The sequence below is a fragment of the Methylobacter sp. BlB1 genome (genome assembly GCF_015476545.1).
Classification (GTDB): Bacteria; Pseudomonadota; Gammaproteobacteria; order Methylococcales; family Methylomonadaceae; genus Methylobacter.
This window is the reverse complement of sequence record NZ_JADMKV010000016.1, coordinates 1-24,415: the sequence shown is the minus strand read 5'-3', so window position 1 is coordinate 24,415 and position 24,415 is coordinate 1. Positions and strand designations below refer to the sequence as shown.

Below are 24,415 nucleotides of genomic sequence, written 5' to 3'. Positions count from 1 at the left end.
CCGCATTTATGTTGGCAAGCCCTTGCCGCTGCAGAATTGCCCAAATTGCTAGCCGAATTTCAATTTCGCCCGCTGTTTGCAGTAATCTTTAAAACAGAATCTATTCGGCAATGGGTGAATCTTGTCTCTCCAATGATCAATGTGTTGAGCAAATAGGCGGATGTATTAATTTAAGGATGTGTATTTGTTTTTATAACGCTGCATCGATAAATCTCGACATGCATGGAGTCATGGTAGAGGGCTTATCATGCATAGTACATGAATGAGATAAACATGGCATAATACGCAATTTTTGAGCTGGAACTCCATGGTCATCAACTTTATTGCTCTGCTAGCAGGATTAGCTATTTTAGTCTATTCAGCGGATAAATTCGTTACGGGAACGGCCTCCATTGCCAGAAATCTCGGCGTTTCTCCATTGCTCATCGGTCTGACGATAGTCAGCGTAGGCACATCTGCGCCGGAAATCCTGGTATCAACCATTGCTTCATGGCAGGGAAATGCCGGTCTGGCCATAGGCAACGCATTGGGTTCCAATATAGCCAATATCGGTTTGATCCTGGGCTCTACGGCGCTGGTGGCGCCTTTGGCGTTTCATTCCGGCATTTTAAAAAGAGAATTGCCGGTATTGATGGCTCTCAGTATCGGCGCTTACCTGCTGTCCCTGGATGGATGGGATTTTTTCGACGGCGCTTTGATGCTGGTAGGGTTGGTCACCTTTACAGGATGGTTGATCCGTACAGCATCTAATGAAAAACAACGCGATCCTTTGGGGGAGGAGATGGAAGCCGAACTGTCCGAGAATTTGCCTAATAAGGAAGCATGGCTGTATTTCGGGTTTGGATTGGTTGGGTTATTGCTGAGCTCTCGCGTATTGGTGATGTCAGCGGTCAATATCGCTCAGTTTTTTGGCGTCAGTGATGTAGTGATTGGCCTGACGATCGTTGCTGTAGGCACGAGCCTGCCGGAACTGGCCGCATCAATCGGCAGTGTTTTGAAAGGTGAGGATGATTTGGCGGTCGGAAACGTCGTTGGTTCGAATATCTATAATCTGCTGGCTGTTTATTCAGTGCCGGGCGTGCTGGCGCCGGGGCCGGTTGCCGAGAGTGTGCTGACTCGCGATTTTCCGGTCATGCTGGCTTTTACCGGCGCATTGTTTATTTTGGGTTATGGCATTTCAAAAGCCGGGCATATCAGTCGCATGGAAGGGCTCGGCTTAGTGTCGGTTTATACTGTCTATGGATGGTTTCTTTATCAAAGCGCGGTTGCCGTTTGATATTGCCGGCAGAACATGAAGATACACGATCAAAAGCTCCGCGAACTGGCGCTGGCTGTTATCCAGGTGGAAAATCGCGCGATTGCCGCATTGACCGAGCAGATCAATGATGATTTTGTTGCCGCCTGCAAGTTGATGTTCAATTGTACCGGCCGCGTTGTCGTTACGGGTATGGGCAAGTCAGGGCATATCGCCGGCAAGATTGCCGCGACGCTGGCGAGTACGGGAACGCCGGCTTTTTTTGTGCATCCGGGCGAAGCCAGCCATGGCGATCTGGGTATGATTACGCGTCAGGACGTGGTGCTAGCGCTGTCAAATTCCGGCGAAACCGGCGAAGTTTTGACTATCCTGCCGATTATCAAGCGATTGGGCGTGCCTTTAATCGCGATGACCGGAAACCCCGCTTCCACGATGGCTAAATTTGCAACGGTCCACATTCATGTCGGTGTTGAGCAGGAAGCCTGCCCGTTGGGGTTGGCGCCGACTTCCAGCACGACCGCGGCGCTGGTAATGGGCGATGCCTTGGCTGTTTCATTACTCGAAGCACGCGGATTTACGCGCGATGATTTCGCCTTGTCGCATCCCGGCGGCAGTCTGGGAAAACGGCTATTATTGATGGTGAGCGATATCATGCATGCGGGCAGTAAAGTGCCGTCCGTTCCGGAGACGGCATTGATCAGCGAGGCGCTGCTGGAAATGACCGAAAAAAAACTGGGCATGACTGCGGTCGTCGATGCCGATAACCGGGTGGTCGGGGTTTTTACCGACGGCGACTTGCGGCGCATGCTGGGGCGGAATCTGGACATTCACCGTACCGCCATTACCGAAGTCATGACGCCGCATTGCACCGTTATTACGGCCGATATCCTGGCCGCCGAAGCCATGCGCATCATGGAACAGAAAAAAATCAACGCATTGATTGTCGTCGACGGGCAGCGATGCGCGATAGGGGCTTTAAATATGCATGACTTGATTCATGCGGGAATAGTTTGATGACAGAAACAGGACAAATGCAGGCCGTGCTGGAAAAGGCCAAAAAGCTGAAACTCCTGATCCTGGATGTGGATGGCGTCTTAACGGACGGCAAGCTTTTTTTCGACAATGAAGGCAATGAATACAAGGCCTTTCATGCACGCGATGGGCACGGTATCAAGCTGTTGCGGCAGACCGGCGTGGAAGTCGCCGTTATTTCAGGGCGCAAATCGAACTCGGTAGCGCTGCGTATGAAAAGTCTGGGCATCGAATATGTCTACCAAGGCCATGAAAACAAAATTGCCGCGTTTGATGAAATCATCGATAAGTTGCGGATTACGCCGGACCAGGCGGCCCATGTCGGCGATGACTTGCTGGATCTGCCGATCATGACCCGAGTCGGTCTTGCCATTGCGGTTGACGATGCGAATTTTGCCGTCAAACAGCACGCCGACTGGTGCACGACTTTGCCCGGCGGACACGGTGCGGTCAGGGAAGTTTGCGATCTGATCATGCAGGCCCAGGGACGCTTTGAAGACGTTGTGAATGCTTATCTGAAATGATCAATCTAAGCGGCAAATATATTTACCTGTACACTATCATTATTGCAGTAATGAGCTGGTGGCTGGTTAAATTGACCGGACTGGATGAGCTGCGGGCTCCGGCTCCGCCTCACAGTCCTGATTATTTCAGTACAGGCTATACGAAGTGGGAAATGAATGAAGCAGGCAAATTAAAAAATAAATTGCTTGCCGATAAAATGACGCACTACAGCGATGACGGCACAACGCATCTGGAAAAGCCCGTGATGTCTTTCCACAAGGAGAAAACGCCGCCCTGGGTCGTTAAATCTGAAACCGGCGTTTTATCCGCCGATGGCAAGGATTTGCTGCTGACGGGGAAGGTCCACGTTGAGAGAGCCAAGGGCGAGGGCGTCAACCAGCTTATCATCAACACCTCCAATGTCAGAGTTAAGCCGGAAACCAGTTATGCGGAAACAGATGAATGGGCGGAACTGATCAGTCCTCCCAATGTGACTACGGGTACCGGCATGAAACTCGTTTTTTCCAACCCGATTAATATTAAATTGCTCGCTAATGTGCGAGGAAAATATGAAACGAAATAAAAAATCGGCAATTTTTTGCTGCTTTGCCTTATTCTTAGGTTTATATGACTCTGCCTCCGTGGCGCTGGAAAGTGATTCCGAACAGCCTATCACGATAGATTCCAACACGGCGACTTATGACGACAGCAAAGCCATAAGCACTTATACCGGCAACGTGGTTTCCATTCAGGGCAGTATTAAAGTCAATTCCGATAAGTTGGTGGTTTATTTTGTCGACGGCGACGCCGAAAAACTGGTGTTTACAGGCAACAAGGCAAAATTCAGACAAAAGCCCAACGAGGGTGAGGAAGATATCACCGGTGAAGCCATGATCGGCGAGTATTATCCTAAAAAGAACCTGCTGATTCTGATCGATGATGCGACAGTCTGGCAGGGCAATGCCACTTATTCCAGCAAATTAATCGAATACGACAGTAAAAATTCGGTCGTCAGAGCCGGCGAAAAGTCTTCCGACTCAAAGCGCGTGCGCGTCATACTGAAACCGAAACCCAAAGAAGCTAAGTAACAATGGCTAAATTAGCAGCAAAACAGCTGATTAAAAATTACAACAAGCGCAATGTAGTCAACGGTGTGTCATTGCATGTCAATACCGGCGAAGTCGTCGGCTTGCTGGGACCTAACGGGGCCGGTAAAACGACCAGTTTTTATATGATGGTGGGTTTGATTAAGGCCGATGAAGGCCAGATTATGCTGGACTCGCACGATTTGACCCATCATCCTATGCATTTAAGGGCGCAATTGGGCATCGGTTATTTGCCGCAGGAGCCTTCGGTGTTCCGCAAGCTGAGTGTGGCGGATAATTTGCGCGCCGTACTGCAGATTCGTTCCGATTTAACCAAGGGGCAGGCTGAACTGGTAATAGAAGAGTTGCTGCAGGAGTTTCATATCCTGCATCTGCGCGACCAGATTGCCGTGGGGTTGTCCGGCGGAGAGCGCCGGCGCGTTGAAATTGCCAGGGCATTGGCCACCAATCCGCAATTCATCTTGCTTGATGAACCTTTCGCCGGTGTTGATCCGATTTCGGTAGAGGATATCAGAAAGATCATTGAGCATTTAAAATATCGGGGCATCGGTGTATTGATTACCGAGCATAATGTCAGAGAAACATTAAGTATTTGTGATCGAGCGTATATACTTGCCGATGGCAGGGTGATCGCAGAAGGCGGAGCAGCAGCCATCGTTGCCAATCAGGAAGTACGAAAAGTTTATTTAGGCGATAACTTTAGTCTTTAAGTTAAAATAGTTAGAAAAGATCTTATTCCGATGAAACAATCCTTACATCTTCGGCTGGGCCAGCAACTGACTATGACGCCGCAATTGCAGCAGGCGATCAGATTGCTGCAATTGTCGACTCTGGATCTGCAGCAGGAAATACAACAGGCGCTGGAATCCAATATAATGCTGGAGATCAATGAAGAAGAAAGCGTGTCGCCGGAGGCTGAGCCGGCATCCGAAAAGAAAATTGACAATTCGGATCTGCAGACCAGCGAAGGCTCGCAAACCGATATTCCGGAGGAATTGCCGCTGGAATATTCCTGGGAGGACGTTTATGACAGCGTGATGGCTGCGGGGGCCGGTTCTTCCGATGATGCCGGCGAATTTGAACCGCAGCGCAGCAAGTCTTCAACATTGCTGGACCATTTGCTGTGGCAATTGGAGTTGACCCGTTTTTCCGAGCGCGATCACGCCATCGCCATGGCTATTATCGATGCGGTGGATGAGGACGGCTATCTGAGAACCGGCCCGGATGACATCTTTCAGGGCCTGCAGGTGCAGTTGGAAGATCTTGATTTTGACGAAGTTAAGGCGGTATTGCACCGCGTGCAGAATTTTGATCCGGCAGGCGTCGCGGCGGTTGATTTAAGCGATTGTCTGAGAATACAACTGCAGCAGTTGCCGGACTCGACGCCTTTCAAGGAAGAGGCGCTGGTTCTCGTTTCGCGGCATCTGGATTTGTTGGCTTCGCACGACCAGTCAAAGCTGATGCGCCGATTAGGCGTCACAGAGCGCCAGCTGGAGGCGATCATCGCGTTGATCAGGACTCTGGATCCCAAGCCCGGCGCGCGCGTACAGGAGGCCGAGTCCGAATATGTGATCCCTGACGTCTATGTGACCAAACAGAACGGTACATGGCAAGTGCATCTTAATCCGGACATTGCGCCCAAGCTGCGCATAAATCCTTTTTATTCGTCGCTGATCAAAAGATCCGACAACAGCAAAGACAATGCGGCCATGAAGGATCACTTGCAGGAGGCCAGATGGTTTATCAAGAGCCTGCACAGCCGTAATGATACTTTGCTGCGCGTGGCGCGCTGTATCGTGGAAAAGCAGCCGGCGTTTCTTGAGCATGGTCCTATAGCGATGAAGCCCATGGTGCTCAGAGATATTGCCGAGGAACTGGAATTGCACGAGTCAACCATATCGCGCGTGACGACGCAGAAATACATGCATACGCCGAACGGCATCGTCGAATTCAAATACTTCTTTTCCAGTCATGTGTCGACGGAAAGCGGCGGAGAATGTTCAGCTACGGCTATCAGGGCATTTATTAAAGAATTAATCGGAAGTGAAAATCCGGCAAGACCGTTAAGCGATAGTAAAATAGCGGACTTATTAAAAGAAAAAGGCATCAATGTCGCGAGAAGGACAGTTGCGAAGTATCGTGAAGCGATGTTGATTTCGCCGTCCAGTCAGAGAAAGCGCATTTTATAGCGCTGGCTGATAACAATAAAAACCAATCTTTCACCCTTAGGAGTTTATTCCATGCAAGTTAATATAACAGGCCATCATCTTGAAATAACCGATGCGTTAAAAGCGCACGTAGAAAATAAATTTGAAACGCTGGCGCGTCATTTTGACCATGTGACTGATGTCCATGTTATTTTGAGTGTTGAAAAATTAGTCCAGAAAGCCGAAGCCACCTTGCAGCTGAGCGGTGCAAAATTGTTTGCTGAAGATGAGCAGGAAGACATGTACTCAGCCATCGATAGTATGGTTGATAAATTGGATCGCCAGATTATCAAGCATAAAGAAAAAATCGGAAGCCATAGATAAGGTGTAAACTGCAAGGTTAAAATAAGCTTTTAACCTTGCAGCTAATTATTATGAAACTGTTAATCGTCAGCGGCCTTTCCGGTTCCGGTAAAAGTATCGCGCTAGAAACGCTAGAGGATTGTGGTTATTTCTGTATCGATAATCTTCCGGTCACATTGCTGGAAGACTTTATCAACCACGTCATGCTGGCCGATAAAAAAACTTATAAAAAAACCGCGATCGGCATTGATGCCAGGAACCAGAGCGAAAGCCTGCTCAGTTTCTCGGATTGCCTGAACCTGATTCGCAGCAAAGGGATAGATTGCGAAATCATATTCATGCAGGCTGAAGAATCGACATTATTGAAGCGTTATAGCGAAACCCGGCGGCGCCATCCGCTGACGGACTTTAATATACCGTTAAAAGAAGCGCTGAAAATCGAAAGGGAAATGCTGACCCCGATTGCCCGACATGCCAATGTCGTCATCGATACCAGTCGAACGCATTACCATCAGTTGCGGGAGCTGATCAAAGAGCAGATCGGCGAAAGGAATGCCCAGCATATTGCCTTACAGTTTCAGTCGTTTGGTTTTAAGCATGGCGTGCCGCTGGATGCCGATTTTGTATTTGATGCCCGTTCTCTGCCAAACCCTCACTGGATCCCGGAATTGCGCGGTTTGACCGGAAAGGATAAGCCGGTAGCGGATTTTCTTAAAGGCGAGTCCTTAGTCGCTGAGTTTTTTCAAGATATTACCGATTTTCTTCAACGCTGGATACCTCGGTTTGAAGCAGAAGGCCGGAGTTACTTAACCGTTGCAATCGGATGCACAGGCGGGCAGCACCGATCGGTTTATCTGGTTGATTCATTAGCCCAGCATTTTAAGAATTGTTCTCTGAACGTAATTGTTCGCCATAGAGAATTGCATTAGTCTTTTTCTGCATTGATCAACTGAAACTGACGCAGCATGGGGCTGTTGTGCCGGTTTTTACGGATATTTCTTCTATGTCAGCTACTGCACAACAGGACAATAACGAGCTTCTCCTCAAACGCATGACAGAACTGCTGGGTTCAGGCTCAGAGAATGAAGTCAGGCAGTTTATTCAAGAATTATACCCCGCGGAAATAGCGCTTTTAATCGAATCGCTGGCGCCTGAAGACCGAAAAGTAATCTGGAAACTGATTCCGCTGAACACAGTTGGAGAGATTCTGGTCGATCTGCATGTCGAGGTGGCGAACGGGCTCATAGAAATTACTGACTGGCAAGACCTGACTACTGCAGTGGAAAGTCTGGAGTCGGATGATCTGATCGATCTGCTGCATACGCTTCCCGAGCCGCTGCTTTCCAAAGTGACGGAATCGATCGGCATACAGGAAAAGCGTCGCCTGGAATCGGCTTTATCGTACGATGATAATACCGCGGGCGGTTTAATGAGCCTTGATGTATTGACCGTGCGCGCCGACGTGTCGCTGGATGTTGTGCTGCGCTATTTAAGAAAGCGCGGATCCATGCCCAGAGCGACGGACAACTTGGTCGTTGTTGACCGAAACGATCATTTTCAGGGCGTTTTGCCTTTAGCCGTATTGCTGACCAAAAATCCTCATGCCATGGTGTCGGAAGTGATGGATTTCAGTATGAGCGGCATCCCTTATCAGATGCCGGCCGGGGAAGTCGCTTTATTATTTGAGCAGCGCGATATGATTTCCGCGCCTGTTGTCGCGGAAGACGGTAAGGTGCTGGGAAGAATCACGGTCGACGACATCGTCGATGTTATTCGCGAGGAAGCGGATCATTCACTGATGAGTATGGCGGGCCTGGATGAAGAACAGGACATATTTTCTCCTGTGATGACGAGCGCCAAGCGGCGTGCAATCTGGTTGGGCATTAACCTGCTGACGGCTTTTCTGGCATCCTGGGTTATCGGTTTGTTTGAGGCAACTTTAGACCGGATTGTCGCGTTGGCGGTATTGATGCCTATTGTCGCCAGTATGGGCGGTGTTGCCGGAAGTCAGACGCTGACCCTGGTGATACGTGGATTGGCGTTGCGGCAGATCAGCAGCATCAATGCCATAAGGCTGTTTCGAAAGGAAATCGCTGTCGGTGTTGTGAACGGCGCTTTATGGGCAGTTATCGTTGCCTGCATTGCAGGGATTTGGTTTCAAAGCAGCAGTATCGGATTATTGCTGGGCAGCGCCATGCTTATCAATCTGGTTTGCGCCGCATTGGCTGGTGCGAGCATTCCGCTGGCACTGCAAAAGATAGGCGTAGATCCTGCCTTGGCAGGTGGTGTGCTATTGACTACGGTTACCGATGTGATCGGCTTTATGGCTTTCCTGGGGCTGGCAACCCTGTTTCTGGTGTAGGGCAACTGCAAGGCTAAAGTGCTGGGGTTTTTAACTTTAGCCCTTGATCTATGCTTTATTTCAATGAAAGGGTTTCAGCGCGGCCTTTCATTTCAATGGATAGCTTGTCTTCTTTAGCCAGCCAGCCAATTGCGCGTTGAATATCATTTTTGCTGATCCCTGTTTCAGAAGTCACTTTAGATACGCTGGCGGGACCATTCTCCTCCAGATAACGCCAGATTTTACCCGCAGCCTCGCCGATTGTATAAGACATATTGATCACCTTGATGTATAGGGTTGATTAAAAAATTAAGACTTCTTATTAGTGTGATGATCAGGCAATACGATATTTAATTCGAGTATTTCCTGATCGTCATCCTGTTCAAAATTAACTGAAATGGCATCCTGCCCTACGTTAATGTATTTTCTTACAACTTCCAGCAGCTCTTTTTGCAACTGAGGAAGGTAGGAGGGCTGGTTTCTGGAGGATCGCTCATGAGCCACCAGAATTTGCAGCCTTTCTTTCGCCACCGATGCCGAGCTGGCCTTATTGCTTCTAAAATAGTCGAGTAAACTCATTATTTACCCCCGAAAAGCTTCCCGAAAAGACCTTTTTTCTCATCAATAAAACGATGGGGTTTCTCCTCGCCTAAATAGCGGGCAACGATATCGGCATAGGCCTGGCCGGCATCGCTTTTTTCATCCAGAATAACAGGAACGCCTGAGTTTGACGCATTCAATACCGATTTCGACTCCGGAATTACACCCAGTAAATGCAGGGATAAAATTTCCTGCACGTCTTTCACGCTGAGCATTTCCCCTAGTTTTACGCGATCCGGCGAGTAGCGGGACAATAGCAGGTATTCTTTAATCGGCTCCTCGTTTCGCTCGGCCCGGCGCGATTTGCTCGCTAAAAGCCCTAGCATGCGATCTGAGTCTCTAACCGAGGAAACCTCCGGGTTGGTCACGATGAAGGCATCGTCGGCGAAGTACATGGCTAAGTGAGCGCCTTTCTCGATGCCGGCCGGGGAATCGCAGACAATATACTGAAAATCTTTGGATAATTCTTCCAATACCTTGCCTACGCCTTCGATGCTTAACGCATCTTTGTCGCGCGTCTGGGAAGCGGGCAGAATGTAAAGCTGGTCGCAATGTTTATCGCGAATCAATGCCTGGTTCAGGTTGGCTTCGCCATTCATGACATTGATAAAGTCATAAACGACACGGCGTTCACAGCCCATGATCAAATCCAGGTTGCGTAAGCCTACGTCGAAATCAATGACGGCTGTTTTAAAGCCTTTTTTTGCAAGCCCCATGGAGATGGCCGCACTCGTTGTTGTTTTGCCAACACCCCCTTTTCCGGATGTTACGACGATGATTCTTGCCAAGGGTTGTTCCTCCAAGTTAGCGGTATTAATTAAAGATCTTTAATGATCAAATTTTCGTTTTGCAAATAGATCTGGACGGGCTTGTTGCTGACGGATTCGTTCAGGTCTTCACTGATTTTGTAGGTGCCGGCAATCGAAATAAGCTCAGCCTGCAAATCGGAACAGAAAATGCGCGCTTCCGGATTGCCCTGCACACCGGCCAGTGCTCGGCCTCTTAATGTTCCATAAACATGAATATTGCCTTCGGCCATGATTTCGGCGCCCGCACTGACTTGAGCCAGAATGATCAAATCTCCCTCGGCATAGAGGCGCTGGCCGGAACGGATGGGATGCGTAATAAGCGTGCTCATTACAGGCTCTGCTTTTGGGGTGGGTTCCGGAGCGGTTTTTTTCTGTTTCACAGCTTCTACAGGCGCGGAGGCGCTGCTGCTATGAATTGAATGGACCGGAATGCCCTGCGCTATGGCCTGCTGGTTCTGCTGCGGGTTGCCGCCGCGTATGCCAATCGGCAGTAAATTAAGTTTGCGGATGATTTTCGTCAGTACGTCAATATCAATCTCGCGCTCCTGCCTATTCAGTTCCTGCAGGTCAAACACCAGCGGTGAGTTTTTGAAAAACTCAGGCGCCAGACGAACTTTTTCCTGGAGTTGCTGTTCGATCACTGCCGTATCGTTATCGAATAAAACCAAGACAGGTACAGAAAATGTACTGCTCTTAAATTCCAGGGCGGGCGGGAGATGAGGCGTTTGTTGAGGGTCTGTCGACATCCGTTAAATCTGGTTAGTCACTAGTTGGGAGATTCTAACACTGCTGTTGGAAAAAATCATTTTTCTAACGCGACAATTTTGTACAGGAAACAGCGGGACATTTCCGGGCAGACAGAGGTAATAAGTTTTTCTATCCATCCAATTGGCGATACCGTTTGCGCCTATGTTTAAGCAATATAGCCGAAATAATGGCAACTGTAATTGGCAGATAACGATGGACCGCCGGCTCGATTCTGGCCGATACCTGGTTCAGTCCGCGCCTTCTTCAAGATGGCACATCATAGCATTTTATCTCAATGCCTAAGGGCAGTAGTGCTTTAATTTGAATCGAAAGGATAATTTTAAGTTAGTCTTTAAATAAAAGCTTTTGATTTATAAGGTTTTTATAAATGCCACAATGCGGCGCTGGCTTGCAAAACAGGTCATTTTCCTTTAACTTAGCGCCCTTATCCGTAAAGGCTAGGGGTGCTTCGAGATACGTCTTGAGGCTGAGAGAAACCCTTTGAACCTGACCCCGGTTAATACCGGCGTAGGAAAGCCCACACTTCCCTGCGTCTTGTTTTATTGAATTTCGGAGATAAGCATGAGCGCTGTCCTTAAAGATCTTACGTCTGCTACCAGCAGTGTCAAAATTGATTCCTATCCGGCATCGGAAAAAATTTATGTTCAAGGCAGCCGGCCTGACATACGCGTTCCGATGCGCAAGATTACCCTGTCCGATACGCCGGCCCAGTTTGGCGCGGAAAAAAACCCGCCGCTGTATGTCTATGATACCTCAGGCGTTTACACCGATCCGGCGGTTGAAGTCGATTTAAAAAAAGGCCTGAGCGCCATCCGTGCGGCCTGGATTGCCGAGCGTAACGATACCGAAGAGCTGTCTGGCCCAAGCTCGGAATTCGGTCGTCAGCGCCTGGAAGATCCGGCGACCGCCGATCTGCGCTTTGAGCATATCCGCAAGCCGCGCCGCGCCAAGGCCGGAGCCAATGTCACGCAAATGCATTATGCCAGACAGGGCATTATTACGCCGGAAATGGAATTCATTGCGATCCGCGAAAACCAGAAAATGGAAGAAATGCGCGAGTTATGGAAAGACCAGCATCCGGGCGATTCTTTCGGCGCGTCGATTCCATCGGTTATTACCCCCGAGTTTGTGCGCTCCGAAGTCGCGCGCGGTCGGGCCATTATTCCGGCCAATATCAATCACCCCGAGCTGGAGCCAATGATTATCGGCCGCAACTTCCTCGTGAAAATCAACGGCAATCTCGGCAATTCGGCAGTTACCTCGTCCATTGAGGAAGAAGTCGAAAAAATGCTTTGGGGCATCCGCTGGGGCGGCGATACGATCATGGATTTGTCGACCGGCAAGAACATCCATGAAACGCGCGAATGGATTTTGCGCAACTCGCCCGTGCCTATCGGCACCGTGCCTATCTATCAAGCACTGGAAAAAGTCAACGGCAAGGCCGAGGAACTGACCTGGGAAATCTTCCGCGATACGTTGATCGAACAAGCCGAGCAGGGCGTCGACTACTTCACGATTCATGCCGGCGTGCGCCTGCATCATGTGCCTCTGACCGCCAAGAGAATGACCGGCATCGTGTCGCGTGGCGGCTCCATTATGGCGAAATGGTGTCTGGCACATCACACGGAAAGTTTCCTGTACACGCATTTCGAAGAGATCTGCGAAATCATGAAAGCCTATGACGTGTCTTTCTCATTAGGGGATGGATTGCGGCCGGGGTCAATTTACGACGCCAATGATGCCGCGCAGTTCGGCGAACTGGAAACCCTGGGCGAACTGACGAAAATCGCCTGGAAACATGACGTGCAAACCATGATCGAAGGTCCGGGACATGTGCCTCTGCATATGATTAAGGTCAACATGGACAAGCAGCTCGAAGAATGCGGCGAAGCGCCTTTTTATACCTTGGGGCCTTTGACGACCGATATCGCGCCCGGTTACGACCATATCACTTCGGCTATCGGCGCCGCCAATATCGGCTGGTACGGCTGTGCGATGCTCTGCTATGTGACCCAGAAAGAGCATCTGGGCCTGCCTAACAAGCAAGACGTGCGAGAAGGCATCGTGACTTACAAAATTGCCGCGCATGCCGCCGATCTTGCCAAAGGCCATCCCGGCGCGCAGGCGCGCGACAATGCCATGTCCAAGGCGCGCTTTGAATTCCGCTGGGAAGACCAGTTCAACATCGGCCTGGACCCGGAACGGGCGCGCGAGTTCCATGACGAAACCCTGCCCAAGGAATCGGCCAAAATCGCGCATTTCTGCTCAATGTGCGGTCCGCATTTCTGCTCAATGAAAATCAGCCAGGATGTACGCGATTACGCGGCTGAAAAAGGCATCGCCGAAGAAGAAGCCCTGGAAAAAGGCATGGATGAGAAATCCAAGCAGTTTGTTGAGGAAGGCGCAGCCATCTATCATAAAATTTAGAGGCGCTAAAGTAGCGCAGATCCCATATTTATTATGAAATCTGCGCTACACTTATTGCAGTAATCTGTAATAAAAGCTAAAGGAGTGACTATGGGGGTTCTTGAGCAATTAAGGGATCAGGTAAATCGAAAGCAAGATGATGCGCTGGATCAACAAACTATTGAGCAAGAATTGGCTGCGCGCTATAAGAAATCGATCCTGCCCAAAATGCAAAGCATTTTTGTATTCATGAAAGAAATGGTGGAGCATTTAACTTATCTTGAACAGGCCGTTTTCATTGATGATTATAGTTCCAGATACCCCCAGTTCGGCCGACTGATCCAGACCGGATACAGAATAAACACCGACGGCATTATGGGATATGCCGATCCCGATAAACTTATGCAGGTCAATGTCAATTTCTTCTGCCAGAACGAAGGTACATTTACTTATCATCTGCAAGGAAGAAGTCTGATTGAGCAGGAGGTTGCCTTTTTAAGCGCGCACAAGGTGCCTTTTGAATGGAAGTATTTCCAGGGCGTCGGTACGGTACAAAATGCCAGTTTTACGGTGATGCGGAAAGTTCCGGTAAGATTTAAGTTTGAAGTGGATTATGCCGCCTCAAATATAAAAATACTCATCAATAATCACGAGAATTTTGGCGTCTATAAAAAAAGCTTTGCCCCTGAAGAAGTCGATGATGATCTGTTGGATGAAGTTGCCCGGTTCATGCTCAGGATAGACAGCGATTTCATTCGGCTTGAGATTACCAGTGAACATAAAAAAATAATTCGCAGCAAACTGGAAGAAACGCAAAGAGAATATGAAAAATGGCTGAATCTGGTCCGCCGTGATGAATTATTTGCTCAGCAAAAGCCTGACAACGGCAAAGCCGGGAAACTGTTTAAGGCATTAGCCGGGTTAAGAAAAAATAAGTCATAGCCAATTCCTATCGCTATTCATGTGAGTTCCTAGGCGGTCCGCCCCATGCCCATGAGTATGATCAATGGCCAGTAGTCTGCTGTGCGGCGAACCGAATTCTCTTCAAGCCCCGCTAAGGATGAGAGGGCTGTAAAAAATCAGAAAACCTATCATGACCGCCGGCATGGCCATCAGCGAGATTTTTATGGAGGCTTGGCTATCTCATAAACCTTGGGGCCAAGCTGGAAAATAAGACCGGCCGCGGCAGAGAATGTATCCGGGAGAAGATTTATGGCAGAGGGTTTATTGGCGTTGCCAGTGTCCCGATTTGCCGCCGTCTTTTTCCAACAGCTGGACGGATTGAATGACCATGCCCCGATCCACGGCCTTGCACATGTCGTAAATAGTCAGCAAAGCGATCTGCGTGGCGGTAAGCGCTTCCATTTCTACGCCGGTCTGGCCGTTGGTTTTGACCGTGGTCTGGCAGCGTACGCGGTTTTTATCGGTTTCCGCGGTCAGGCTGATGTCTACATGCGTGATGGGCAGAGGATGGCAGAGCGGAATCAAATCGGCCGTTTTCTTACTGGCCATGATGCCGGCAATTCTAGCGATAGCCAACACATCACCTTTTTTATGTCCGCCTTCGATGATCAACTTGAGCGTTTCCGGTTGCATTTCAATATAGCCTTCGGTGACGGCCGTGCGCTGAGTGATCGCTTTGTCGCCGACATCGACCATATGGGCTTCGCCGGCTTGATTAAAATGGGTTAGTTGAGTCACAAATCAGTAGAATTATCGTTAAAGGAATGAAAGGGCCTGGCAACTGCTAAGTCGTGTTATGAAAGTGCAGGAAGGCGAGATATATGTAACCATGCTTGTCATTATCTGAGCCGTTTTGCCGAGGCGAGGTTCAAAGTATTATTATCTATTTTTTTTATGGCCGCGTGAATGACTATGTCAATTAAAGTGCGTTATTTCGCCAGTTTGAAAGAAAGCCTGGGGCGCTCGGAAGACGATCTTGAGTTTGAGGGCATTGCCACTGTCAGCGATGTATGGCGCCGCGCCAACGCCGGCAAGCCGCTGCCGGATAATCTGCTGGCAGCTGTCAATATGGAATATGTGGACTGGAACAGTATTGTCAAAGACGGCGATGAGGTGGCTTTTTTTCCGCCGGTAACCGGAGGCTGATAATGACAGTAAAAATTTGTGCGGAAGGTTTTGATCCCTGGCATGAAGTTCAGGCCTATCAAAACGCGGCGCAGCATATGGCCGGCAAATTCGGCGCGACCAGCCTCTTTATCGGCACAATGCGCGATTTCAATGAAGGCGATGATGTCAAAGCCATGAATCTCGAGCATTATCCGGGCATGACCGAAAAGCAGCTTGAAAAAATCGTTGCCGAAGCGCAGCAGCAATGGCCGATTATCGATGCGCTGGTCGTGCATCGCGTGGGAGATATTCTGCCTAATGAGCCCATCGTGCTGGTAGCGGTCTGGACATCACACCGCGGCGATGCGTTTGATGCGAGCCGGTATATTATGGAAGCGCTAAAGTCGAAAGCGCCTTTCTGGAAAAAGGAAGTTTTAAAGTCGGAGGATCAGCGCTGGGTCGAGAAAAATACCGACGGTTATAAGCGCTGAAAGGTGACCGAATAGTTTGTGGGGGCGCTGCTACCGCCCCCTCTGCATAGCTGATAACAATGTTTAGAAGTGCGGTTTCTTCTTGGCCGCTTTATAACGTTCTATGCTTGACATGATTTCTTCCCGAGCTTCTTCCAGGCCAAACCAGCCTTCAACTTTGACCCATTTGCCCGATTCCAGATCTTTGTAGTGCTCAAAGAAATGCGCGATTTTGGCTAATTTACTTTCGGGAATGTCTTCGTAAGTCTTCACACGGTTATAGTACGGCGTCAGCTTTTCCACCGGCACGGCCAGCACCTTGGCATCTGCTCCGGCTTCATCAGTCATTTTCAGGACGCCGATAGGACGGCAGCGCACCACGCAACCGCTCAACAACGGTGCAGGCGTAATCACCAGAACATCAACCGGGTCACCGTCATCTGAAAGGCTATGCGGCACATAGCCGTAGTTGGTCGGGTACTGCATCGACGTGCCCATGAAGCGGTCTACCATCAGTGCGCCGGTCTCTTTATCGACTTCATACTTGACCGGGTCGCTATAGGCAGGTATTTCAATGACAACATTAATATCGTTCGGAAGATCTTTTCCAGACGAAACGCTCATTAGTGACATGCTTGTCCTCTTTAGTAGATTATCAAATCATGACATTATATCAGTTGTTACCAGCTTTTTTAGAGGAATACCTGCATGCAGGGACAATTAAGAAAAATGCATACCCAACTGGACAATCCGGTTCGGTATGAATTGCCGTTAACGGATCGGCTGATTCCATTGAATCCGCTGATCGGCAAGCCGATCAAACTTACCTATACCGGCAGGATTTTTTGCGTGCATTGTGGCAGGCAGACCAAGAAAAGTTTCAGCCAAGGTTATTGTTATCCCTGTTTTTCTACGCTGGCGCAATGCGATATGTGTATTGTGAAGCCGGAAACCTGCCATTTTGAGGCAGGTACCTGCAGGGAGCCGGCATGGGCGGCCGAATTTTGTTTTCAGCCGCATATCGTTTACCTGGCCAACTCCTCCGGCGTCAAAGTGGGCATTACGCGTCAGAGTCAGATCCCGACGCGCTGGATCGATCAGGGCGCCGTACAGGCCTTACCGATTTTTAAAGCGCAGTCGCGCTATATTTCCGGCCTGGTTGAGGTCGCCATCGCCCGGCATGTCAGCGACAAGACCAGCTGGCAGCAGATGTTGAAAAATCATGCCGAGCCGGTTGATCTGGCCGCCAAACGCGATGAACTGATCGTCGTGTGCAAAACGGAACTGGCGGATATAAGCGAGCGCTTCGGCTCACAGGCGATTGAATTTCTGGCGCATGAGCAAGCGGTCGATATTCATTATCCGGTCGACAATTATCCGGTAAAGGTCAAATCCTTCAATCTTGATTCGCAATCCGAAGTTGCAGGCGTTCTGCATGGCATTAAAGGCCAGTATCTGATACTGGACACAGGCGTCATTAATATTCGGAAATTTTCCGGTTACGAGGTCGAGTTTACTGCAGAATAAGTCCATCGGCTTTAAGCCGGTAATGGAGTCGCCCCGGATGGCGATCAGAAATGCATGGGACGTGCCCGTACGGGCGGCTTAAACCGTGCAGGCATTGGCGCGAACCGAAATATTTATACCCGTAAAGCCAGCCAGTGCTGGGCACGATGCACCCAGGGCGAAACCGCAGGCCGTATGAAATAGCGCTGATAGACACGATCAGGGCAGAGACGAGCGACTGGTTAGGCGGAATAGTGTTCAGCAGAGTCTGTCCTTACCAAATAACCACGGAAAGCCCGGTTTCCGTGGTTATCGGTATGTACTTGCCTCCTTGCCCTTCAGAAAAGGCCAGGACAAGCTAGATGGAAAAGTCAGCCAGCTTTTTAGCGATCATCTGTTTTTTCATGGTCACATAATCCGGCAGGCCGTTTTTATAAGGCGGATAATCTTCACCCATGATCAAGGGCTGCAGATAACGGCGGCACGCTTCGGTAATGCCGAAGCCGTCGTCCGAAATAAACTCGGCCGGCATCATTTTCTCAACGTTGGCGACATCCTTGAGCTCGGCATGGCCTACATGCCATTGATAAGGCCAGTCCGATGTCCTGACAATAGTGGGCATGACCGCCGACTTGCCTGAGATAGCCAGTTCCACTGCGGCTTTGCCCATGGCATAAGCCTGATCCACATCGGTTTTCGAAGCGATATGGCGCGCGGCTCTTTGCAGATAATCGGCGACCGCCCAGTGATACTTATAGCCCAATGCCTCTTTGACAATATTGGCGACCACCGGTGCCGCGCCGCCCAATTGGGCATGGCCGAACGCGTCGGTGCCGCCGGCCTCGGCCAGAAACTTGCCGTCGGCGCCTTTCACGCCTTCCGAGACAACGACAGAACAGTAGCCATGCGCTTTGACTTTTTCATCAACCTTGGCCAGAAACTTGGCCTGATCAAACTTGACTTCGGGAAACAGGATAACCAGCGGGATGTCGTTGTCGGCATCGGCCGCCAGTCCGCCTGCCGCGGCGATCCAGCCGGCATGACGCCCCATGACTTCCAGCACGAAAACCTTTGTGGATGTGGAGCACATGGAGGCCACGTCGAAGCTGGCTTCGCGCATTGAAACGGCGATGTACTTGGCGACAGAGCCGAAACCCGGGCAGGTATCGGTAATGGGCAGGTCATTGTCCACGGTTTTGGGCACGCCGACACAAGTGATTGGGTAACCCAGCTGGTCGCCCAACTGAGAAACTTTATAGGCGGTATCCTGAGAATCACCGCCTCCGTTATAGAAGAAGTAAGCGATATTGTGCGCTTTAAAGACTTCGATCAGACGCTCGTATTCGGCCTTGTTTTGTTCCAGGCTCTTCAGTTTGTAGCGGCAGGAACCGAAGCCGCCGGCCGGCGTGTGTCTTAACGCGGCAATGGCGGCATCCGATTCAAGGCTGGTATCGATCAACTCTTCCTTTAAGGCACCGATAATGCCATTGTAGCCGGCATAGACTGTGCCTATCTTGTCGGGATGCTGCCGAGCGGTTTCTATAACTCCGCATGCGCTGGCGTTAATGACAGACGTAACTCCCCCTGACTGGGCATAGAAAGCATTTTTTATTGACATTTTATCGATTCCTTATGTGAGTGCGTGATTTTTAGAACAATAATGGATTGTCATAGGCTAGACAAGCATTAAACCGTACAGTCAATATCAAAATTGATATTGCGCAATTATAGAGTCGAATTTACCTGCGCCCTATAGGATATTCGACCGCAGGCGTTTATTAAACACAAGCATATACGCATCTATACGCACTTTAGCTGAGGCAGTCAAAGAGTTATAGTGTTGGATGTTAAACGGCATAAAAAAACGATCCGTAATTTAACATCAGGTCAAAATTACAATTTGATTAAGAACCGAGTAAAATAGTCCAGATTATCTTGACGGAATAAGACAATATCAGTAGTTTATGCAACTTTTTTCAAAATAATACCGGCGACATCGGGCCTGAATTTTGAAAAACGAATATAATCGGCTTGAATCAAAAGTCCTATTAAGTTTATTGAGGAAATTAGCGTGGAGCTAAATGGCGCACAAATCGTAATTCAGAGTCTCAAAGACGAAGGCGTGGAATATATTTTTGGCTATCCTGGCGGAGCGGTATTGCATTTATATGATGCCATTTTCCAGCAGGACGACGTCAAACACATTCTGGTCCGGCATGAACAGGCGGCAACCCATGCTGCCGACGGCTATGCCCGTGCAACCGGAAAGCCCGGCGTGGTGCTGGTGACTTCCGGACCGGGCGCGACCAACGCCGTAACCGGTATTGCCACCGCTTATCTGGATTCGATTCCGCTGGTCGTCATTTCCGGTCAGGTATCATCGCCGGTGATTGGCAGCGACGCCTTCCAGGAAGTCGACATGGTCGGCATTACCCGGCCGTGCGTGAAGCATAATTTCCTGGTCAAGGACGTGAACAAACTGGCCGAAACAATCAAAAAGGCGTTTTACGTAGCGACCACAGGACGCCCAGGACCGGTCGTTATCGATATACCTAAGGATATCACCGATCCCAAAATCAAGGTTCCTTACAAATATCCCAAAAAAGTCACCATGCGTTCCTACAACCCGGCCGTAGCTGGGCACAAAGGCCAGATCAAAAAAGCTGTTGATCTGTTGCTGGACGCAGAAAAACCGATGATTTATTCAGGCGGCGGCGTCGTGCTGGGCGAGGCCAGCAAGGAACTGACGAAACTGGCTCACCTACTGGGCTATCCGGTCACTAATACCTTGATGGGGCTGGGCGCGTTTCCCGCGACAGACAAGCAGTTCGTCGGCATGCTGGGCATGCATGGCACCTATGAGGCCAATATGGCCATGCACGAGAGCGATGTGATCATCGCAATCGGCGCGCGCTTCGATGACCGTGTCACCGGCAAGCTTGATCAGTTCTGCCCGTACGCCAAGATTATCCATATCGATATCGATCCTGCGTCTATCTCCAAGACCGTTAAAGTCGATGTGCCCATCGTCGGCGATGTTAAGCCGGTGCTGGAACAAATGCTGGAAATGATCAAGGAAAGCGACAAGAAGCCGGACAAGAAGAAACTGGAAAGCTGGTGGAATCAGATCGAAAAATGGCGAGCCGTCAAGTGCCTGGAATACGATAGAAACAGCGCCATCATCAAGCCCCAGTATGTGATCGAGCAGCTTTATGAAGTGACCAAAGGCGATGCATACATCACCTCGGATGTAGGGCAGCATCAAATGTATGCGGCTCAGTATTATCATTTCGACAAGCCGCGTCGCTGGATCAACTCCGGCGGTCTGGGCACGATGGGATTCGGTTTGCCGGCCGCGATCGGTGTCAAACTGGCCTTTCCCGAAGCCGATGTAGCCTGCGTTACGGGCGAAGCCAGCATCCAGATGTGCATTCAGGAATTATCGACGGCGCTGCAGTACAATACGCCGGTCAAAATCGTCAACCTGAACAATCGCTACATGGGCATGGTACGCCAATGGCAGGAGTTCACGTATGAAAGCCGCTATTCACATTCCTATATGGACACGATTCCCGATTTCGTGAAACTGGCCGACGCCTATGGCCATGTCGGCATGCGCATCGACAAGCCGGAAGAAGTGCGGCCGGCGCTGGAGCAAGCCTTTGCGATGAAAGACCGCACGGTGTTCCTGGACATCATAACCGACCGGACCGAGAACGTTTATCCGATGATCGAAGCCGGCAAAGGCCATCATGACATGAAATTGAGAGTAGCACCGGGAACACCGACCGACAGGGAACTGGCATAATGAGACATATTATTTCTATACTGATGGAAAATGAGGCCGGTGCATTATCGCGCGTTGCCGGCCTGTTTTCAGCGCGCGGCTATAACATTGAGTCGCTGACCGTAGCGCCGACGGAAGAACCCAGCCTGTCCAGAATGACATTGGTCACGCGCGGCAGTGATGACATCATCGAGCAGATCACCAAGCAGCTCAACAAGCTGATCGATGTGGTCAAGCTGATCGATCTGGCTGAGTCCTCGCACATTGAACGCGAACTGATGATGGTGAAAGTCAAAACCACGGACCAGACGCGCGGAGAAATCATAAACCTGACCGATATCTTCCGCGGCCGGATCATCGACGTGACGCCGACATCCTATGTGGTTGAAATGACCGGTACGTCGGATAAACTGGATGCATTCATTGCGGCGATTGACTCAGGCAATATTATTGAAGTCGTGCGCTCCGGTCCGACCGGCATTTCGCGCGGCGAGAAAGGACTGCACCTGTAGTTCTGCTTTGGTTATTCAGAATCCGGTCAGCCGGTTCTGGTTTGAAATTTTAAAAACTTAAAACATAGGAAAACTTATGCAAGTTTATTACGACAAAGATGCTGATCTTTCAATCATCAGAAGTAAAAAAGTAGCCATCATCGGTTACGGTTCACAAGGTCATGCCCATGCCAACAACTTAAAAGATTCCGGCGTTGAAGTTGTCGTAGGCTTGCGTGCAGGCTCTGCCTCAGTTGCGAAAGCGCAGAATGCCGGATTGACCGTTAAAGACGTGCCTGAAGCCGTTGCCGGCGCTGACGTGGTCATGATCCTGACGCCTGACGAGTTCCAGTCTCAACTGTACAAAGCCGAGATTGAGCCGAACATCAAGCAGGGCGCAGCATTGGCATTCGCACACGGCTTTGCGATTCTTTACAACCAGATTGCACCACGCGCCGATCTGGACGTGATCATGATCGCGCCTAAAGCGCCGGGCCATACCGTGCGTTCGGAATTTGTCCGCGGCGGCGGCATCCCTGACCTGATCGCTGTGCATCAGAACGCGTCAGGCAAAGCCAAAGACATCTGTCTGTCATACGCATCGGCCATCGGCGGCGGCCGTTCAGGCATCATCGAAACGACCTTCCGCGACGAAACCGAAACCGACCTGTTCGGCGAACAGGCAGTATTGTGCGGCGGCGCCGTTGAACTGGTTAAAGCCGGTTTTGAAACGCTGGTTGAAGCCGGCTACGCGCCTGAAATGGCTTACTTTGAGTGCCTGCACGAGTTGAAACTGATCGTTGACCTGATGTACGAAGGCGGCATCGCCAACATGAACTACTCGATCTCCAACAATGCAGAGTATGGCGAGTATGTGACAGGCCCGCAAGTCATCAACGAAGAAAGCCGCTGGGCGATGCGCGAAGCGCTGAAAAACATCAGAAACGGTGAATACGCCAAGAAATTCATCCTGGAAGGCATGACCGGCTATCCTGAAATGACAGCCAAACGCCGCCTGAATGCAGAGCATCCGATCGAAGTTGTCGGTGCAAAACTGCGCAGCATGATGCCTTGGATCAAAGCCAACCAGATCGTTGATAAAACCAAAAACTGATCAAATTCAGTTTAACTGTTTTAAAAAGCCCGTTTTAGACGGGCTTTTTTTTGCTTTCAGGTTTAGTTTGTATAAAAGATATTGTTAGCCTTTGGCCCAAATCACCTGCTTTTCACCAGATCGCTTTGCGCCTGCATGACCTGCTTGATGGGTTTGTAGTCGTCCGGGTTTGCATCGATCACCGGCTGATCTTTGCGGCATTCCACGCCCTTGGGTGCGGCGATATGCTCTTAAAGCGACACTTGCTTTTTCGCCGTCGTTGTTGACATGATTTACACGGTGCCGTGGCTGCAACTGCAAAAACTTTCCTCGTTGCCCAGTCAGAGGACGATAAACGATTTGGTGTCCTTGCGGATTACCAATACGTCTTTGCCATAATGACGTTCACGGCTGACGTAGTTGTGGTGGCAATTCACTGCCGCCGACTAAGGTAGGTTAAAGATTGGCCGCACCCCAGCTTTCATAACGCGATCGATGCGGTTCGTACCTCACCGCATATATGGACTCCTCGATTATTGCATCCTACGCGCTGAGGTCATGAAGCTGCGAAGGGCTTGTTCTGATCCCACATAAACATGCTGATGCTTCGCCAGAATGGGGAAAATATAACGCCATTCGTCATCACTGAGTACCAGTCGATTCGCCATTGCTCAAAAAATGGCGCAATTTCTCTGAAACTCGTGGTAAATGTCAACACAACCTAGCATACTGGGACCAACATTAGGATAAATGCCTGTGTCAGTCTTCCGCCAAATGTGCCTCAAGTTACATTTGTTACATGTTTTGGTTACCGACCCCGAAACCATATCAGGTATACCAAAGTAGTTACTGGCAGCACTGTACAGACCGCCAACAAATATCTTTCAAAGCTTTTAAATCCTTTGAAAGCAAAAATCCCAAGCAGAATGATACTCCAGAAAGTGCCTAGTGCTGAAAGAAGGAGAACATAAAAAAGATCAACGCTTGCGCTTTTCAGCATAGATATAATAAATAAAAAAATGACAGTATCTAAAAAAACGAGGCAAGCAAGACCCAGATAGGCTAGAGCGAACACAAATTTATTTACGAAGCTTTTAGATCCTGTGAGGGCAAAAATCACAAGCAGAATGACACTCCAGATAGCGCCTAGCGCTGAAAGATAGAGAACATTAAGAAGATCAACTCCTGCACTCAGCGTAAATATAATGAATAAAAAAATGACAGTATCTAAAAAGACGAGACCAGCAATACCCAGATAGGCCAGAGCGAACATAAATTTATTCAGAAAGTGCACATTATTTTCCATAGGTCCGACGCGAACGGTTTTAAAAAAGCAGATCAAATCTGATATTGTCTAGTTGAGGTTCAGCCCTAATTTGTAAGAGTGTGATTACCGAGGGGGGAACTGACGGACTAATTACCGAGGGACTTTGTCGCTACACAGCTTAACCATTGACTGATAAACTTGCAATGAAGTTATCATCGCTAGGCGACCGCGAGCGATGATTTCGCTCTTTGCCTCCTTAAGGCGCTGGTGCTCATGTTTTCTCTTACCCAGACATTCCAGACGCCAACTGGTAAGGCGCAATCCGTAGGGCGCAATACGCTAGCGCGTAGGATAATGGTATGGACTCCTCCTCTTCCCTGCGGCATCACGATGTGCCAAA

Annotated in this window: 26 protein-coding genes and 1 riboswitch; of the genes, 18 read left to right on the top strand and 8 right to left on the bottom strand. The window is 49.6% G+C overall.

The window, feature by feature from the left end; genetic code table 11:
• Positions 1-307 precede the first annotated feature (307 nt).
• From IT781_RS08325 to mgtE, 10 genes are all read left to right on the top strand, one after another.
• Positions 308-1,276: a calcium/sodium antiporter gene (locus IT781_RS08325; protein ID WP_194969686.1), complete on the top strand. Its 969-nt coding sequence runs from the start codon at positions 308-310 to the stop codon at positions 1,274-1,276.
• A gap of 15 nt (positions 1,277-1,291) precedes the next feature.
• Entirely contained in the window at positions 1,292-2,269 is a 978-nt protein-coding gene (locus IT781_RS08320; RefSeq protein ID WP_194969685.1) for a KpsF/GutQ family sugar-phosphate isomerase, read from the top strand.
• On the top strand, positions 2,269-2,811 hold the full coding sequence (gene kdsC / locus IT781_RS08315) for a 3-deoxy-manno-octulosonate-8-phosphatase KdsC (protein ID WP_370526966.1): 543 nt from the start codon (positions 2,269-2,271) through the stop codon (positions 2,809-2,811). The genes IT781_RS08320 and kdsC overlap by 1 nt, the downstream gene beginning before the upstream one ends.
• Positions 2,808-3,374, top strand: a complete 567-nt coding sequence (gene lptC / locus IT781_RS08310; RefSeq protein ID WP_194969684.1) for an LPS export ABC transporter periplasmic protein LptC — start codon at positions 2,808-2,810, stop codon at positions 3,372-3,374. The genes kdsC and lptC overlap by 4 nt, the downstream gene beginning before the upstream one ends.
• Complete coding sequence (lptA, locus tag IT781_RS08305) at positions 3,361-3,879, top strand: lipopolysaccharide transport periplasmic protein LptA (RefSeq protein ID WP_194969683.1); 519 nt, start codon at positions 3,361-3,363, stop codon at positions 3,877-3,879. The genes lptC and lptA overlap by 14 nt, the downstream gene beginning before the upstream one ends.
• 2 nt (positions 3,880-3,881) lie before the next feature.
• The gene (gene lptB / locus IT781_RS08300) at positions 3,882-4,607 is read left to right on the top strand and encodes an LPS export ABC transporter ATP-binding protein (RefSeq protein ID WP_194969682.1); all 726 of its coding nucleotides are present in this window, start codon (positions 3,882-3,884) and stop codon (positions 4,605-4,607) included.
• A gap of 30 nt (positions 4,608-4,637) precedes the next feature.
• On the top strand, positions 4,638-6,086 hold the full coding sequence (locus IT781_RS08295) for an RNA polymerase factor sigma-54 (RefSeq protein ID WP_194969681.1): 1,449 nt from the start codon (positions 4,638-4,640) through the stop codon (positions 6,084-6,086).
• 51 nt (positions 6,087-6,137) lie between these two features.
• Positions 6,138-6,428, top strand: a complete 291-nt coding sequence (gene hpf / locus IT781_RS08290) for a ribosome hibernation-promoting factor, HPF/YfiA family (protein WP_194969680.1) — start codon at positions 6,138-6,140, stop codon at positions 6,426-6,428.
• A gap of 50 nt (positions 6,429-6,478) precedes the next feature.
• On the top strand, positions 6,479-7,336 hold the full coding sequence (rapZ, locus tag IT781_RS08285; RefSeq protein WP_194969679.1) for an RNase adapter RapZ: 858 nt from the start codon (positions 6,479-6,481) through the stop codon (positions 7,334-7,336).
• Between the two features lie 74 nt (positions 7,337-7,410).
• Positions 7,411-8,769 carry a magnesium transporter gene (mgtE, locus tag IT781_RS08280; protein WP_194969678.1) on the top strand — a complete coding sequence of 453 codons (1,359 nt, stop codon included), beginning with the start codon at positions 7,411-7,413 and terminating at the stop codon, positions 8,767-8,769.
• Between the two features lie 55 nt (positions 8,770-8,824).
• On the opposite strand, the gene IT781_RS08275 is transcribed toward mgtE, so the two are convergent.
• Genes IT781_RS08275 through minC form a run of 4 tightly spaced genes read right to left on the bottom strand, consistent with a single transcriptional unit; the run spans position 8,825 to position 10,903 of the window.
• Positions 8,825-9,022, bottom strand: a complete 198-nt coding sequence (locus IT781_RS08275; RefSeq protein ID WP_194969677.1) for a winged helix-turn-helix domain-containing protein — start codon at positions 9,020-9,022, stop codon at positions 8,825-8,827.
• A gap of 35 nt (positions 9,023-9,057) precedes the next feature.
• A complete protein-coding gene (gene minE, locus IT781_RS08270; protein WP_194969676.1) occupies positions 9,058-9,327 on the bottom strand; it encodes a cell division topological specificity factor MinE in 270 nt (89 codons plus the stop codon).
• Positions 9,327-10,136: a septum site-determining protein MinD gene (gene minD, locus IT781_RS08265; protein ID WP_194969675.1), complete on the bottom strand. Its 810-nt coding sequence runs from the start codon at positions 10,134-10,136 to the stop codon at positions 9,327-9,329. The genes minE and minD overlap by 1 nt, the downstream gene beginning before the upstream one ends.
• A 29-nt stretch (positions 10,137-10,165) precedes the next feature.
• On the bottom strand, positions 10,166-10,903 hold the full coding sequence (gene minC, locus IT781_RS08260; RefSeq protein ID WP_194969674.1) for a septum site-determining protein MinC: 738 nt from the start codon (positions 10,901-10,903) through the stop codon (positions 10,166-10,168).
• Between the two features lie 451 nt (positions 10,904-11,354).
• Positions 11,355-11,456, top strand: a riboswitch (TPP riboswitch).
• Positions 11,457-11,486: 30 nt separating this feature from the next.
• On the opposite strand from minC, the gene thiC reads away from it, so the two are divergent.
• Together thiC and IT781_RS08250 are read left to right on the top strand one after the other, a co-directional pair.
• Positions 11,487-13,352: a phosphomethylpyrimidine synthase ThiC gene (thiC, locus tag IT781_RS08255; protein WP_194969673.1), complete on the top strand. Its 1,866-nt coding sequence runs from the start codon at positions 11,487-11,489 to the stop codon at positions 13,350-13,352.
• 90 nt (positions 13,353-13,442) lie between these two features.
• Positions 13,443-14,273, top strand: a complete 831-nt coding sequence (locus tag IT781_RS08250) for a hypothetical protein (protein ID WP_194969672.1) — start codon at positions 13,443-13,445, stop codon at positions 14,271-14,273.
• Between the two features lie 282 nt (positions 14,274-14,555).
• Here IT781_RS08250 and moaC read toward each other — a convergent pair whose 3' ends face one another.
• Positions 14,556-15,032, bottom strand: coding sequence for a cyclic pyranopterin monophosphate synthase MoaC (gene moaC, locus IT781_RS08245; RefSeq protein WP_194969671.1), 477 nt, complete (start codon positions 15,030-15,032; stop codon positions 14,556-14,558).
• A 174-nt stretch (positions 15,033-15,206) separates the two neighbouring features.
• Between moaC and IT781_RS08240 the strand changes: the two genes are divergently transcribed.
• Positions 15,207-15,440 carry a MoaD/ThiS family protein gene (locus tag IT781_RS08240; protein WP_194969748.1) on the top strand — a complete coding sequence of 78 codons (234 nt, stop codon included), beginning with the start codon at positions 15,207-15,209 and terminating at the stop codon, positions 15,438-15,440.
• Positions 15,441-15,442: 2 nt separating this feature from the next.
• On the top strand, positions 15,443-15,892 hold the full coding sequence (locus IT781_RS08235; RefSeq protein ID WP_194969670.1) for a molybdenum cofactor biosynthesis protein MoaE: 450 nt from the start codon (positions 15,443-15,445) through the stop codon (positions 15,890-15,892).
• Between the two features lie 63 nt (positions 15,893-15,955).
• Here the strand turns inward: IT781_RS08235 and ppa are convergent, their stop codons facing one another.
• Entirely contained in the window at positions 15,956-16,504 is a 549-nt protein-coding gene (gene ppa, locus IT781_RS08230) for an inorganic diphosphatase (protein ID WP_194969669.1), read from the bottom strand.
• Positions 16,505-16,579: 75 nt separating this feature from the next.
• Here ppa and IT781_RS08225 point away from each other — a divergent pair, with 75 nt between their 5' ends.
• Entirely contained in the window at positions 16,580-17,398 is an 819-nt protein-coding gene (locus tag IT781_RS08225; RefSeq protein ID WP_194969668.1) for a DUF2797 domain-containing protein, read from the top strand.
• Positions 17,399-17,735: 337 nt separating this feature from the next.
• Here the strand turns inward: IT781_RS08225 and IT781_RS08220 are convergent, their stop codons facing one another.
• The gene (locus IT781_RS08220; protein WP_194969667.1) at positions 17,736-18,995 is read right to left on the bottom strand and encodes a 6-phosphofructokinase; all 1,260 of its coding nucleotides are present in this window, start codon (positions 18,993-18,995) and stop codon (positions 17,736-17,738) included.
• A 453-nt stretch (positions 18,996-19,448) separates the two neighbouring features.
• Here IT781_RS08220 and IT781_RS08215 point away from each other — a divergent pair, with 453 nt between their 5' ends.
• The 3 genes from IT781_RS08215 (at position 19,449) to ilvC (ending at position 22,769) form a co-directional block, all read left to right on the top strand.
• A complete protein-coding gene (locus IT781_RS08215; protein ID WP_194969666.1) occupies positions 19,449-21,185 on the top strand; it encodes an acetolactate synthase 3 large subunit in 1,737 nt (578 codons plus the stop codon).
• Complete coding sequence (gene ilvN, locus IT781_RS08210) at positions 21,185-21,676, top strand: acetolactate synthase small subunit (protein ID WP_194969665.1); 492 nt, start codon at positions 21,185-21,187, stop codon at positions 21,674-21,676. The genes IT781_RS08215 and ilvN overlap by 1 nt, the downstream gene beginning before the upstream one ends.
• Positions 21,677-21,752: 76 nt before the next feature.
• A complete protein-coding gene (gene ilvC, locus IT781_RS08205) occupies positions 21,753-22,769 on the top strand; it encodes a ketol-acid reductoisomerase (RefSeq protein WP_194969664.1) in 1,017 nt (338 codons plus the stop codon).
• A 787-nt stretch (positions 22,770-23,556) separates the two neighbouring features.
• On the opposite strand, the gene IT781_RS08195 is transcribed toward ilvC, so the two are convergent.
• Positions 23,557-24,021, bottom strand: a complete 465-nt coding sequence (locus IT781_RS08195; RefSeq protein WP_194969663.1) for a hypothetical protein — start codon at positions 24,019-24,021, stop codon at positions 23,557-23,559.
• Positions 24,022-24,415 lie beyond the last annotated feature (394 nt).